Here is a 13477-nt window from a genome sequence, read left to right on the forward strand (position 1 = left end):
GGCATGGACTTCTAGTCCGGACCTGCTCGGCAAGGGCCCCCGCACGCGAAGCGTACGAGGGCCCTTGCCGAGCAGGTCCGGACTAGAAGTCCATGCCACCCGTGGGGTCGCCGGCCGGCATGGCCGGGGTCTTCTCCGGCTTGTCGGCGACGACGGCCTCGGTCGTGAGGAACAGACCGGCGATCGACGCAGCGTTCTGCAGCGCCGAACGCGTGACCTTGGCGGGGTCGATGATGCCCGTGGCGATCAGGTCGACGTACTCGCCGGTCGCGGCGTTGAGGCCCCAACCGGACTCGAGCTCGCGGACCTTGGCGGCCACGACACCCGGCTCGAGACCGGCGTTCAGCGCGATCTGCTTGAGCGGGGCGTCGATGGCGACGCGGACGATGTTCGCACCGGTCGCCTCGTCACCCTCGAGGGTGAGCGAGTCGAGCGCGACCTTGCCGGCCTGGATGAGGGCGACGCCACCACCGGCGACGATGCCCTCTTCGACGGCTGCCTTCGCGTTGCGGACGGCGTCCTCGATGCGGTGCTTGCGCTCCTTGAGCTCGACCTCGGTCGCGGCACCCGCCTTGATGACGGCGACGCCACCGGCCAGCTTCGCGAGGCGCTCCTGGAGCTTCTCGCGGTCGTAGTCGGAGTCGGTCGCCTCGATCTCGGAGCGGATCTGACGGACGCGGCCGGCGATCTGCTCGGCGTCGCCGGCACCCTCGACGATCGTGGTCTCGTCCTTGGTGATGACGACCTTGCGGGCACGACCGAGCAGGTCGAGCGTCGCGTTCTCGAGCTTGAGGCCGACCTCTTCCGAGATCACCTGGCCGCCGGTGAGGATCGCGATGTCCTGCAGCATGGCCTTGCGGCGGTCGCCGAAGCCCGGGGCCTTGACGGCGACGGACTTGAAGATGCCGCGGATCTTGTTCACGACGAGGGTCGCGAGGGCTTCGCCGTCGACGTCCTCGGCGATGATCAGGAGCTGCTTGCCCGCCTGGATCACCTTGTCGACGACCGGCAGGAGGTCCTTGATGTTCGAGATCTTCGAGTTGACGATCAGGATGTAGGCGTCCTCGAAGACGGCTTCCTGACGCTCGGGGTCGGTGACGAAGTACTGCGACAGGTAGCCCTTGTCGAAGCGCATGCCCTCGGTCAACTCGAGCTCGGTGCCGAAGGTGTTCGACTCCTCGACGGTGACGACACCTTCCTTGCCGACCTTGTCGATGGCCTCGGCGATGAGCGCGCCGATGGTCGGGTCAGCGGCCGAGATCGACGCGGTGGCGGCGATCTGGTCCTTGGTCTCGATCTCCTTGGCGTCGGCGAGCAGCTGGGCCGAGACGGCCTCGACGGCCTTCTCGATGCCGCGCTTCAGGGAGATGGGGTCGGCACCGGCGGCCACGTTGCGGAGGCCTTCGCGGACGAGCGCCTGGGCGAGCACCGTTGCGGTGGTCGTACCGTCACCGGCGACGTCGTCGGTCTTCTTGGCGACCTCCTTGACGAGCTCCGCACCGATCTTCTCGTACGGGTCGTCGAGCTCGATCTCCTTGGCGATGGAGACACCGTCGTTCGTGATCGTGGGGGCGCCCCACTTCTTCTCGAGGACGACGTTGCGGCCGCGCGGGCCGAGCGTCACCTTCACGGCGTCGGCCAGCTGGTTGAGGCCGCGCTCGAGGCCGCGTCGGGCCTCTTCGTTGAAAGCAATGATCTTTGCCATGTGAGTTCTTCGTCCCTCCCGGACGTCGTCATCGGGGTCGTTCTGGCACTCAGTGTGACCGAGTGCCAAGCCCGATTCTGGCACTCGCCACCCGAGAGTGCAACACAGTCGGGAGGCTCGCCCCGCTTCCACAGGTCGGCCCACCCGACGCCCACCCGCGCGGCGACCGGGACGACGGCCGCCAGACGACGAACGCGCCGCCCCCGGAGGGACGACGCGTTCGTGAGCGGTTCTGCGACTCAGGCGGGACGGACCGACTCGGCCTGCGGGCCCTTCGACCCGGTCCCGACGTCGAACGTCACTGCCTGGCCCTCCTCGAGGACCTTGTAGCCGTTCATGTCGATGGCCGAGTAGTGCACGAACACGTCCTGGCCCCCTCCATCCACGGTGATGAAGCCGAAGCCCTTCTCGGCGTTGAACCACTTCACGGTTCCGTTGGCCATGTTCCTTGCTCCCTGCGGTACTGCTGGTGCGAACGACGCCGCCATCGCAAATGGTGCCGTCGGGTCCGAGGCCGTGTCGCCTCTCCCGATCGCGCGACATCCCCTCTGAAGTGAGGACCTGTCGCGACCACGGGATGACCACTCGTGACTCTGACCGAGAGTCACGATTTCGGCAAGGGGTGTGACACGTATTTCACGGAGCGATCCACCATCCGCAACGTGCCGGAAACACAGAGCCCCGGAACAGCACGCTCAGCCGGTGTAGTCGGCTCCGAGGACGACCGACACGTCGGCGTTCGGGAAGGCCGCCGACTGCTGCACCGCGGAGGTCCCGAGCGACTGCGCGATGCCCTCCGCGAGCGCTGCCTGCGACTCCTGCTGGTAGTAGACGATGGTCTGCGTCGACCCCGTGGTCCCGGCGTCGCCCGTGGAGGTCACCTTCCACCCGGCGCCGGTGAGCTTCGTGGAGGCGTTCGCGGCGAGGCCTGTGGTCGAGGTCCCGTTCAGCACCACGAGGGTCGTCGCGCCCTGGTCGGACGGGGACGCGGCGGCAGCCGGCGCGGAGCTGGACGCCTCGCCCGACGGCTCCGGACTGGTCGACGCACCGCCGGTCGGGGTCGAGGACGCCGACGCAGACGACGACGGAGCCGACGTCGCTCCGCCACTGCCCTCGGTGAACTGGAAACTGCCGTTGGCGAGTGCGAGCACGAGCACACCGACGCCCACGAGGACACCCGTCGCGAGGGCCGCCCACGCGAACACGATCCATCCACCACCCCGACGGGCAGCACCGCGGTGCGCCCCGACCCGGGGGCCGTCGGTGACGTCGTCGAACCGGTCTCGCGGGAATCTCGTCATCGTTCCTCTTCACGTCCTTCGTGGTCGGCCGGGGGCGCGACGAAGCTGCGGGCAGCACGGGCACTCGTCCGGGCCCGGCGGAGACGCTGCAGCCGGGTGACCAGCTGCGGGTCGTACGCCAGGGCCGCCGGAGAGTCGATCACCCGGTTCAACACCTGGTAGTACCGCGTCGGCGACATGTCGAACTCGACGCGGATCTCCGCTTCCTTCGTCCGGTCGTGCCGTGCCCGCTCGTGCTCGAACGCGAGCACGTGCTTGGCGAGCTCGGTGAGCTCGTCGGTGGGGAGGGCGGTCACTGTGGTTCCGATCGCGGACGGGTTGCAGGTCTCGCACATCGTAGGGGCGCTCGGCAGGTCGACCCTGGCACGGCGCTGGACTGTCGCGGAACCCGCTCAGCGGAGCGTGCGGCCGAACCACCGGACCCGGGTCCCGAAGGCGTCGGACACGGCGAGCGCCCGGCCGTCGAGGGACAGCGTCGCGAACGCGTCCGGGTCCGCGGGGTCCACGTCCTCCGGCAGCGTCGCGGCGACCCCGGTGAGGATGCCGGTCCGCTCCAGCGCCACCCACCGCACGTCCCGTTCGCGCAGCCGGTCGACCAGGCGCTGCCGTCCGGCACCGGGCACGTAGACGAGCGTCCCCGTCGTGAGGACGACCGGCTCGCAGTCGTCCGGCACCGCGTCGAGTGCCCGGTCCAGGTCGTCCGGCACGCTGCCGCGGACCCGGACGGGAGGCTCGACCACCGTCGCGCGCAACGCCTCGCGCATCAGGGCGGTCCGGTCCGTCGCCTCGGGTGGGACGGCCTCGACGAGTCGCTCGAGGGCTCCCGGTGCCGCCGGGTCGATCGGGTTCGGGTCGAGGGCGATGCGCACACCGATCCGGATCGACGTCGTGGCGGGGTCCGGCGGCGTCCCGGTGACGTCCGCGACGAGGTGCACCGCCGGCCCGGGCACGGCGGTGTGCATCCGGACGAGTGGGTCGAGCGCTCCGGTACGGGCGTCGCGCTCCGTCGCGAGGGGGCGCGACGTCCGTTCCGGGGCGCGTTGCCGGTGGTCGAGCGTCACCCGGTCCGGGATCGAGCAGAGCCCGGCGGCGGCTCCGACGTCGACCAGCCCGAGCGGCCGGTCGGACGCCGCGGCGAGCGCAGCGAGCACCGGGACGACGGGGGCGAGCCGACGCGGGTCGTTGGCCTGCACGGTGGCGGTGGTGAGGGCCGCGACCAGGGCGGGGCGGGCCTCCCGGCCGAGTGCGCGGAGCGAACCGGCGTCCATCGGGTCGGCGCCGAGCCGTCGTGCGACCGCGAACAGCAGTTCCGGCTGACGCTGTGTCTCGGGGACCTCGTCCAGCAGCGCGACGAGGTCGTCGTCCAGGGAGTCGGCCCAGCAGGCGTAGGCGGGCGAGACGGACGCGATCCGGTCCGCGTAGGTGCGGTAGCGCTCGCGGGTGTCCATCAGGACGCCGGGCGGTACATGCCGACGTGGGTGATGCCGGCCTCGTCGTAGGGGACGCCGAAGCGGACGAAGCCGTGGCGTTCGTAGAGCGCGGCGACGTACTGCTGGGCGTGCAGCACGAACGCCTCGTGCCCGTGTTCGGCGAGCGCTGCGGCGACCAACCGGCCGGCGACGCCCTGGCCGCGGTGGTCCGGGTGGGTGGCGACCCGGCCGATCACCCGGGTCGGGGCGACGGTGGCGTCGGGGTGCGGCTCGTCCGCTGCCGGGCGGACCAGGCGGAGGTAGCCGGTGGCCGGCGCGTCCGGGGTACCGGACCACCAGTGCTCGGTGTCGGGCTCGCGGTCGCGGCCGTCGAAGTCCTCGGCGGTGACCCGTTGTTCGAGGGCGAACACCCGGTTCCGCAGACGGACGATGTCGTACAGTTCGTCGGTCGTCAGGTGTTCCCAGCGAGCGTGGTGGACGGAATGACCGGACATCCCCCGGAGTTTACTGATGTGACGCACGATGACCGGCGGACACGAGTCCCGGTCGGAACCAGGAGGTACGCACATGGCATACAACGTCGACAAGTCCGACGCCCAGTGGCGCGAGGAGCTCTCGCCGGACCAGTACGCCGTGCTCCGCCAGGCCGGAACGGAGCGCCCGTGGACGGGTGAGCTCCTCGACGAGGAGCGTGCCGGGGTCTACACGTGTGCGGCGTGTGGCGCGGAACTGTTCAAGAGCGGCACGAAGTTCGACTCCGGCTGCGGCTGGCCCTCGTTCTACGAGTCGGTCGACCCGGCGGCGGTGCAGCTCATCGAGGACAAGTCCCTGGGCATGGCGCGCACCGAGGTCCGGTGTGCGAACTGCGGCGGGCACCTCGGCCACGTGTTCCCGGACGGCTTCGGGACCCCCACGGGCGACCGCTACTGCATGAACTCGATCTCGCTCAACTTCTCGGCGGAGGAGTAGCGAACAGGCGACGGCGCCCGGGCTGCGGCTCGGGCGCCGTCGTCGTGTCCTGCCCGGTACGATGGGCGGGTCAGCCGGCATGGCGCAATTGGTAGCGCACCGTACTTGTAATACGGGGGTTGCGGGTTCAAGTCCCGCTGCCGGCCCTCATGTCCACACGCGCGGTCCCCCGTCCCACGGTCACCGACGCTGCAGGTACTCGCACGTCAGCGTGACGGTCCACGGCGATCGGTCCGGCGACTGTCGGAGCAGCGCGGTCCCCCGCCCGTCGGCGCCGCGGCTCGCACACGTCGCACGCGCGGCGGGCACCTGCGACGTGATCGTCGGACCGTCGGACCGGGTGGCGTGGCCGGTGTCGTGGACGTTGACCACGAGCGAGACCGCGACCGCCAGTGCGACCACGATGGCCGCGCCGCGACGGGCCCGTGCTCGGCGCCGGCCCCGATCCGGCACACGAGCACGGCGCGGGCCCCACAGCGCGTCGGCGGTGACCACCAGTGCGAGCAGCAGGAACCCGGAACTCACCGTCGCGTAGCGGATCGTGCCGAAGTGCGCGACGTGGTCCGCCACACCCTCGGTGAACGCGAACCCGCCAGCCGGGGTGACCAGGAGCGCGGCCGACCAGAGCGCCGCAGCCCCGAGGACCGTCGCGGGGACGAGCCACCGGTGCACCACACCGCCGCAGACGATGCCCGCCACGGCCACCGCGACGCAGACGGCGGTGAGCACGACGATCGGGGTCATCCCCGAGGCGCTGATCAGGTCGCCCACCGACCCGAGGCGGGTGGTCCACACCGTGGTCAGCGTGACGGTGACGAAGCCGACGACGACGTCCGCGAGCGTCACGGGCGTCGCCGACCCGTAGCTGATCGACGGACGGGGGTACTGCACCGCCGTGACGACCTGCGCGGCGCCGGCCAGGAGGAACGCGGCGGCGACCGGCCACTTCTCGCGTCGGCGGATCCCGGCCAGGAGCAACGGGGCGAAGAGCAGCGCCTGCGTCTCGCTGAGCACGACGACGGCGACCAGGACGGCGGTCGCGGCCGAGGTCCACCAGGACCGCGGCACGACCAGGAGCACGACGGGGACCAGGAGCAGCAGGAACGAGTGCAGGTTGTTCATCGTCCCGAGCGCCTCACGTGGCGCGGTCGGGATCAGCGGGGGCACGGCCGCGAGCAGGAACGGTGCCACCGGGCTCCGCAGCATCGTGCGCCCGTACAGGTACAGCAGCGCGCTCACGGCACCGACCACCGCGCACGAGAGCAGTGTGACCGTCTGGGCGAGGTGCTCCGGGCGGGCGATCGTGCTGCTGATCGCGGCGACGAGGCGCGGGACGACCTGCAGGTAGCCGCCGAACGGTCGGAAGAGGGTGGCGCCGAACCCGTCGACCATGTCCGCGGAGACGAAGTCCCGGCCGTCCTCTGCCCACAGCGTCGCCCGTTGCACCGGGTCCAGGCGGAGCCAGGCGGTGGCCGTCGCGAACACCAGCACGACCAGTGCGACGACCACGGCCCGGATCGGGCGGTCGGCTCGGATCGGGCGGTCGGCCCGGGACGGGCTAGTGCTCGAGCCGAGCACAGGGCACCTCTGCCGTCCACAGGCGCGGGCGCGGCGACGCCTCGATGCGCACCGTCCCGTCCGGGTCGGCTGAGCAGACGGCCGCGCCCTGTCGCTGCACCTGGGTGGACCAGACCGGCCCGTCAGCCCGTCGGGTCTCGGCGTGGACGTTGAGGACCCCGGCGGCGACGACGCTCGCGACGAGGACCCAACCGAGCACCGGCAGCACCACACGGCCGCGGCCGATGCAGACGTCCGCGGCGACGACGACCGCGGCCAGCAGGAACATCGACGCCGCGGCGGCGTACCGGTAGGGGCCGAACCGCTGGAACGAGGCCTCGTTCCACTCCGCGAACATGCTCGGGACGGCGTTCACCCGCAGGGCAGCGACCCAGAGCACGGCGGGCGCGGCACCGAGCGCGACGATCATCCACCGGCTCGCTCCTCCTCGTCGCACCAATCCGAGGACGAGCACCGCCAGCACCACGACCGCCGGCACGACGACGACCCACCACCCGACGTGCACGATCGTGACCCCGACCTCCCGCACGTCCCCGTTCCACGAGCCGGCGACGGGTTGCGCGAGGAACCCGGCGGCGATGTCGAGCGGGCTCGCGTCGCTCGGGGTCCGCGGACGCGGCGCCTGGAGGGTCGTGGCGGCCTGCGCGGCGAGCCCCAGGAACGCGGCGGCCACGACCGGGACACCCCGGCGGCTCCGGAACCCGAACAGGAAGAGCGGCACGAAGAGGGCCGCCTGTATCTCGGTCAGGGTGATGGCGAGCGCGGCGACGGCCAGGCTCGCGCTGCTCCACCAGGACCGCGGCCGGAACGCGAAGACCCAGGGCGCCAGGAAGAGCAGGTACCAGTGCAGGTTCGCGGTGTTGCCGGCGATCTCGACGACACCCATCGGCGCGATCGCCGGCACGGCCGCCAGGAGCGCCCGGAGCGGTGCCGACCGGACGACGTCACGCGCCAGGACGAACACGGTCGCGCTGACGATGCCGATCACGCAGCAGGACAGGGCCGTGACGACCATCGCGTAGTCCTGGATCGGCCAGAAGGCGACGGCCGCGTCCACCACGATCCGCGGGACCAGGTGCAGGTAGCCGCTGTACGGGTGGAGCAGCGACGGCACGGCGCCGAGCTCCAGCCGTTCGTTGAGGAAGACGCCGGAGTCCTCGGCCCAGGCGATCCCCCGGGTCGGCCAGCCGAGCCGGTGCCACATCCACAGGCTCGAGGCGACAGCGAGCACGGCGGCGACGACCCACGTCAGGATCGGGTGCGTCAGGGCGCGCCGACGACGGGCGTCGACCGGGACGGGGGTCGTTTCGAGCACCTCAGGACGCTAGCAGCCGCCCGGACGCGAGGAGCCCCCGGGCCGGGGCATGAGCAGAGCCCCGAGCGACCAGGTCGCTCGGGGCTCCGGCGCGGGTGGAACACGGATCAGGGGCGTTCCCGGCGCTCGGCGCGGTAACCAGCCGGCCGTGCGTCGATCCTGACATCCGCAGGACCACCGGGTCCACGCCGCCGGACGACATCAGCGGTTTCCCGCATCATCCGGCGGGCAGCACCGCCGGTCCGCGGTGCCCGGTGGCGCCGGTTCAGCGGCCGCCGCTGATCTTCCGCTCGCGCTGCGCGACGCCGGCCGTGCCGTACGGGTAGTCGTCCACCCGGGGTGCACTGGCGTCGGTGAGGGCCCGGAGCTCGGCGTCCTCGAGCACCAGGTCCGCCGCACCGAGGTTGTCCTGCAGCTGCTCGACCGTCCGGGCACCGAGGATGACGCTCGTCACGGCCGGGCGGGCGAGCAGCCAGGCGAGGGACACCTGGGATCGCGAGGCACCGTGCGCCTCGGCGACTCCGGACACCACGTCGAGAACCTGCCAGGTGCGCTCGTCGGCGTTGCGGGCCTCCCACGCCTCCATGCCGCGCTTCGGGTCCTCCCCCAGACGTGTCGAGCCGGTCGGGGCCTCGTCACGCTGGTACTTGCCGGACAGCCAGCCACCGGCGAGCGGCGACCACGGCAGCAGGCCGATGCCGGCGTCGAGGCAGGCGGGCACGACCTCGTGCTCGATGTCGCGGACGAGCAGGTTGTACTGCGGCTGCAGGGTGACGGGGGGCGCCCAGCCGTGCGCCTTCGCCTCGTAGACGGCCTTCGTGACCTGGTAGCCGAGGTAGTTCGAAAACCCGTAGGACCCGATCTTGCCGGCCGAGACGGCGTCGTCGAGGAAGCGCAGGGTCTCCTCGATCGGGGTCAGGGCGTCCCACGCGTGCATCTGGTAGAGGTCGATGTGGTCGACGCCGAGCCGCTCCAGCGAGGCGTCGAGCGCGACGCGCAGGTGTCGGCGCGACAGGCCGAGGTCGTTCGGACCGTCGCCCTGTGGGAAGCGCCCCTTGGTGGCGAGGACGACCTGCTGCGCCTCGGTGGGGTGTGCCTGGAGCCAGCGGCCGATGATGCGCTCGGACTCGTTGCCCGAGTACACGTCCGCGGTGTCGATGAAGGTGCCGCCGCCGGCCACGAAGGCGTCGATGATGGCGTGGGAGGTGGGTTCGTCGGCTTCGCTGCCGAGCGTCATGGTGCCGAGGGTCAGCGATGACACCACTGTCCCGCTGTTGCCGAGGAGTCTGTGTTCCATGCGGCGGACGCTACGCCGCGCGGCCTCCGCAGCGGGAGGGCCCACGAGTACCCGTCAGCGACCGCCGGACAGGCCGTCCCTCAGGAACGCGATCGCCGCCTCCCGGAAGTGCCGCGACGTCGGGGCACCGAACCGATGTCACCGTGTGGTTCCGCCCCGACGTCAGCGACCGCCGGACAGGCCGTCCCCCAGGAACGCGATCGCCGCCTCCCGGAAGTGCCGCGACGTCGGGGCACCGAACCGATGTCACCGTGTGGTTCCGCCCCGACGTCAGCGGCCGCCGGACAGGCCGTCCCCCAGGAACGCGATCGCCGCCTCCCGGAAGTGGCGCGACGTCGGGGCATTGAAGTGGTTCCGCCCCGGGATCTCGAAGAAGGTCGCGTGCGGCGCCGTGTCGGCGAGCCGCAGCGCACTGTCCTTGATGCCGTCCGCACTGCCCGCGGCGAGCAGCAGCGGCTGTGTCGGCGCGTTCTCGGGCGTCGGCTCGATGCTGTCCCGCATCCCCTCGACCATCGCGACGAGCGCACGGAGGTCGTTGCCCTCGATCCCGGCCGCCATGGTCAGGTACCCGTCGGTGACGCGGTCCGTCACCGGCGTGCTGTCCGTGATGAACGCCCGGGCCTGGTCGACGCGCACGCGCCGCATCGGGTCGGCGTCCGGGATCCCGCCGAGCACGGCGCGGGAGATCCGGTCGCTCATCCGTTCGGCGGTGTGCCAGCCGACGCGGGCGCCGAGCGAGTACCCGAGGAACGCGACGTCGTCGAGCAGGTACGTGTCGATGACGGCGGTGACGTCGTCGACCAGCAGGTCCATCGAGTAGCTGTGCGGCTCGTGTGGTTTCCCGCTGGCGCCGTGGCCGCGCTGGTCGAACGCGATCACCCGGCGTCCGGCGCGGACCAGGTCGCGGGTCCACCCGGAGGCGTGCCAGTTGAGCAGCGCTCCGGAGGCGAACCCGTGCACGGCGACGACCGCTGGCGCGTCCGGGTCACCGAAGTCGTAGGTGGCGAGCGGCAGGCCGTCCGGGGACATGACCACCCGGGGGCGGGGCGCTTCGGGGACGAGTGACATGGCCTGCCCAGGGTACCGGGGGCACAGTGGCTGGCATGGACGGCTACGGCGGCGATCAGATCCGTGCGGCGGAACGACCGCACCTGGAGGCGGGCGAGCCTCTGATGCAGCGGGCCGCGGACGGGTTGGCGACGATCGTCGGCGATCTGCTCGACGACCCGGCGGTACGTCCGGGTGACGGTCCCGGGTCGGTGCTGGTCCTCGCCGGCAGCGGCGACAACGGCGGGGACGCCCTGTTCGCGGGTGCGCGCCTGGCGACGGCCGGGAGGCGCGTCACGGTCCTGCGCGTCGGCTCACGTGTCCACGAGGCGGGCCTGGCAGCGGCTCGCGAGGCCGGGGTGCACCTCCTGGAGGACCCCGTCGCTGACGGGTCGTCCGGTTCCGCAGCGGGTGCTGCGGACATCCTGCACGCGGCGACGCCCCCGGTCGGTGAGCGGCTGGCGCAGATCGCCCGCGAGGCCGCGCTCGAGGCGGACCTGGTCCTCGACGGCGTCCTGGGAATCGGCGGTGGCGGCCCCCTGCGGTCGCCCGCGCGTGAGGTCGTGGCGGGCCTCCGCGAGTTGGCGCGGGAACAGCGGGCGCCGTTCGTGGTGGCGGTGGACGTGCCGAGTGGGATCGACGTGGACACCGGCGGCATCGCGGACGACCACGTGCTGCACGCGGACGTCACCGTGACGTTCGGCGGGGTGAAGGCCGGGCTGCTCCGGGGCCCCGCGGCGACGCTCGCCGGACGGATCGAACTCGTCGACGTCGGGATCGGTGCGGACCTGGCGGCAGTGGAGCCGCTGATCCGCACCTGACCCGCCGGCGTCAGACCGCGCCGGCGTCGACCCCGTGCTCGACGTCGCCACGGGCCTCCAGCCAGGTGTCGACGAAGTGCCGGTAGTTGGCGGCGATGAGCTGCTCGGCCGCCTCGGTGTCCAGGTGCTCGCGGACCACGTCCTCGAGCGGCTCCTCCCAGTTGCTCCGGCCGATCGCGAACCCGACGAAGCCGTCGACCGGTGCAGCGGTGCGCAACCACGCGTCGAGCTGCTCCTCGGGGGCGTCCCGGCCGAGGACGATGCACTGCACGCTGTCGCGGCCACCGCGGCGGGCGGTCGCGACGACGCGTTCGGCGTCCTCTCGACGGTCCAGGCCCTCGAGCTTCCAGACGTCCGCCTCGACCCCGTGGTCCTGCAGGAACTCGAGCACCTGGACGACGAGGTCCGGGCGGAGGTCGCGGTCGTAGTCGTCCACCGATGCCGTCTGCTCGTCGGTGCCCGGCACGAGGAGTTCCACGAGGAACGGGCGACCGGCGTCGTGCAGGGTGGCCGCGACGTCGGCGAGCGCGCGAGCCTGCTGCTCACGGGAGTCGGCGTCGAACGCGGGGTTGTCCCGGACCAGCACCTTCACCCAGTCCGGGTCGAAGGCGTCGACGTGGGCGACCCAGTCGTCGCCGTACTCCAGTTCGAACCACTCGCGGCCGGATCGTTCGATCGGCATGGCGAGCTGCAGCCCGGCTTCCTTGACCAGTCGGGCGACGTCGGCGCCGTACAGCTCGTCGACCAGGACGCCGGTGCGCTCCCGGGAGGCTCCTGCGGCGAGAGCGGTGAGGACCCCGCGGTAGACGAGCTGCTTGCCGGCGCGGACCCGTTCGGCCTCGGCCTCGTCCGCGGGCTCACCCGACTCCTCGTCGTACGTGTGCTTCAGGAGCGAGGACCGCTGGTCCATCGCGAGGAGGAACAGGGGGTGGGTCTCGTCGAGGATCGGCATGTGCCCCGGTCTACTCCGTCGGCTCTCCCCGTCGGTTCGGGTCCGGACGGTTCCGGGCGGCACCGTGGTTCCGGGCGGCGTCGTGGTTCCGGGCGGCGTCGTGGTTCCGGGCGGCGTCGGCCGATCGTCCGTACGTTCGGAGCATGACGTTCAACGACGATACCCGGCTGCAGGGCGGCAAGGTCAAGCGCCGCGGGCGCAACACGGCCATCGGCGGCGGCGCGGTCGGCGTCACCGCGATCCTGGTGTTCCTCATCGCGCAGTTCACCGGCGTCGACATCGGCGGGTTGGTCGGCGGCGGGAGCGGTCTCACCCCGATCCAACAGGGCGGCGTCGAGGCCACACCGATCGCCGAGTGCCAGACCGGCCGCGACGCCAACGCCGACGTCGAGTGCCGGATGGAGGGCGCCGCCGAGTCACTCGACGCCTACTGGAGCGCCGAGTCGCAACAGCTCGGGACGTCCTACTCGACGCCCGACTTCTTCCTGTTCGACGGGTCGACCGACACCGGGTGCGGCACCGCGTCGGCGGCGACCGGGCCGTTCTACTGCCCGCCGGACCGGGCGATCTTCCTGGACACCGCGTTCTACGACGACCTGAAGTCGACCTACGGGTCCTCGGGCGGTCCACTCGCGCAGATGTACGTCGTCGCGCACGAGTGGGGCCACCACGTGCAGCAGCTCCAGGGCACCTTCGCCGACACCGACCGGAGCGGCACCGGCGCCTCGTCCGGCAGCGTCCGCGTCGAGCTGCAGGCGGACTGCTACGCCGGGGCGTGGGTGGGGGACGCGGCGACCACGAAGGCGGCCGACGGTTCGACGTTCTTCGAGCCGGTGACCCGCGCCCAGATCGCCGATGCCCTGTCCGCCGCGAGCGCCGTGGGTGACGACAGCATCCAGGAGAAGGCGACCGGACAGGTCGACCCCGACTCGTTCACGCACGGGTCCAGCGCGCAGCGACAGCGGTGGTTCGAGCGCGGCTACGAGCGCGGGGCGACCAGCTGCGACACCCTGAGCGTTCCCGGCTCGTCGCTCTAGGTCGGGCGGCCGAGCGGCCGGCCGG

At 71.9% G+C, this 13477-nt stretch carries 14 protein-coding genes and 1 tRNA gene; 4 read left to right on the forward strand and 11 right to left on the reverse strand.

Translation table 11 applies throughout. The features are described from left to right. Positions 1-82: 82 nt before the first annotated feature. The 6 genes from groL to DEJ33_RS14185 all read right to left on the reverse strand — a co-directional run bounded on the left by groL (position 83) and on the right by DEJ33_RS14185 (position 4930). Positions 83-1705 carry a chaperonin GroEL gene (gene groL, locus DEJ33_RS14160; RefSeq protein WP_111043391.1) on the reverse strand — a complete coding sequence of 541 codons (1623 nt, stop codon included), beginning with the start codon at positions 1703-1705 and terminating at the stop codon, positions 83-85. A gap of 239 nt (positions 1706-1944) precedes the next feature. Further along, the gene (locus tag DEJ33_RS14165) at positions 1945-2148 is read right to left on the reverse strand and encodes a cold-shock protein (RefSeq protein ID WP_056120541.1); all 204 of its coding nucleotides are present in this window, start codon (positions 2146-2148) and stop codon (positions 1945-1947) included. Positions 2149-2400: 252 nt separating this feature from the next. Continuing rightward, positions 2401-3006 carry a LytR C-terminal domain-containing protein gene (locus DEJ33_RS14170; RefSeq protein ID WP_111078078.1) on the reverse strand — a complete coding sequence of 202 codons (606 nt, stop codon included), beginning with the start codon at positions 3004-3006 and terminating at the stop codon, positions 2401-2403. Further along, the gene (locus DEJ33_RS14175) at positions 3003-3302 is read right to left on the reverse strand and encodes a DUF3263 domain-containing protein (RefSeq protein ID WP_258366198.1); all 300 of its coding nucleotides are present in this window, start codon (positions 3300-3302) and stop codon (positions 3003-3005) included. Before DEJ33_RS14175 ends, DEJ33_RS14170 begins: the two co-directional genes overlap by 4 nt. Positions 3303-3398: 96 nt before the next feature. Continuing rightward, positions 3399-4454, reverse strand: a complete 1056-nt coding sequence (locus DEJ33_RS14180; protein ID WP_111195335.1) for a DUF2332 family protein — start codon at positions 4452-4454, stop codon at positions 3399-3401. Next, positions 4454-4930 (reverse strand): GNAT family N-acetyltransferase, encoded by a 477-nt coding sequence (locus tag DEJ33_RS14185; protein ID WP_181437317.1) that lies wholly within the window; start codon positions 4928-4930, stop codon positions 4454-4456. Before DEJ33_RS14185 ends, DEJ33_RS14180 begins: the two co-directional genes overlap by 1 nt. 73 nt (positions 4931-5003) lie before the next feature. On the opposite strand from DEJ33_RS14185, the gene msrB reads away from it, so the two are divergent. Both msrB and DEJ33_RS14195 read left to right on the forward strand, forming a co-directional pair. Continuing rightward, positions 5004-5405, forward strand: a complete 402-nt coding sequence (gene msrB, locus DEJ33_RS14190) for a peptide-methionine (R)-S-oxide reductase MsrB (RefSeq protein ID WP_110903414.1) — start codon at positions 5004-5006, stop codon at positions 5403-5405. Between the two features lie 73 nt (positions 5406-5478). Next, positions 5479-5551 (forward strand) — tRNA-Thr (locus DEJ33_RS14195). A gap of 34 nt (positions 5552-5585) precedes the next feature. Here the strand turns inward: DEJ33_RS14195 and DEJ33_RS14200 are convergent. The 4 genes from DEJ33_RS14200 to DEJ33_RS14215 form a co-directional block, all read right to left on the reverse strand. Then, positions 5586-6914 carry a hypothetical protein gene (locus DEJ33_RS14200; protein WP_146242640.1) on the reverse strand — a complete coding sequence of 443 codons (1329 nt, stop codon included), beginning with the start codon at positions 6912-6914 and terminating at the stop codon, positions 5586-5588. A 49-nt stretch (positions 6915-6963) separates the two neighbouring features. Then, positions 6964-8298 (reverse strand): hypothetical protein, encoded by a 1335-nt coding sequence (locus tag DEJ33_RS14205; protein ID WP_111195338.1) that lies wholly within the window; start codon positions 8296-8298, stop codon positions 6964-6966. A gap of 265 nt (positions 8299-8563) precedes the next feature. After that, entirely contained in the window at positions 8564-9595 is a 1032-nt protein-coding gene (locus DEJ33_RS14210; protein ID WP_111195339.1) for an aldo/keto reductase, read from the reverse strand. 270 nt (positions 9596-9865) lie between these two features. Continuing rightward, positions 9866-10663, reverse strand: coding sequence for an alpha/beta fold hydrolase (locus DEJ33_RS14215; protein ID WP_111078100.1), 798 nt, complete (start codon positions 10661-10663; stop codon positions 9866-9868). 35 nt (positions 10664-10698) lie between these two features. Here DEJ33_RS14215 and DEJ33_RS14220 point away from each other — a divergent pair, with 35 nt between their 5' ends. Beyond that, on the forward strand, positions 10699-11463 hold the full coding sequence (locus DEJ33_RS14220) for an NAD(P)H-hydrate epimerase (protein WP_111195340.1): 765 nt from the start codon (positions 10699-10701) through the stop codon (positions 11461-11463). 10 nt (positions 11464-11473) lie between these two features. Here the strand turns inward: DEJ33_RS14220 and DEJ33_RS14225 are convergent, their stop codons facing one another. Beyond that, on the reverse strand, positions 11474-12415 hold the full coding sequence (locus DEJ33_RS14225; protein ID WP_111195341.1) for a 2-deoxy-5-keto-D-gluconate 6-phosphate aldolase domain-containing protein: 942 nt from the start codon (positions 12413-12415) through the stop codon (positions 11474-11476). 143 nt (positions 12416-12558) lie between these two features. Between DEJ33_RS14225 and DEJ33_RS14230 the strand changes: the two genes are divergently transcribed. Continuing rightward, positions 12559-13452: a neutral zinc metallopeptidase gene (locus tag DEJ33_RS14230; RefSeq protein ID WP_111195342.1), complete on the forward strand. Its 894-nt coding sequence runs from the start codon at positions 12559-12561 to the stop codon at positions 13450-13452. Positions 13453-13477 lie beyond the last annotated feature (25 nt).

The sequence above is a fragment of the Curtobacterium sp. MCPF17_047 genome (assembly GCF_003234045.1).
GTDB lineage: Bacteria > Actinomycetota > Actinomycetes > Actinomycetales > Microbacteriaceae > Curtobacterium.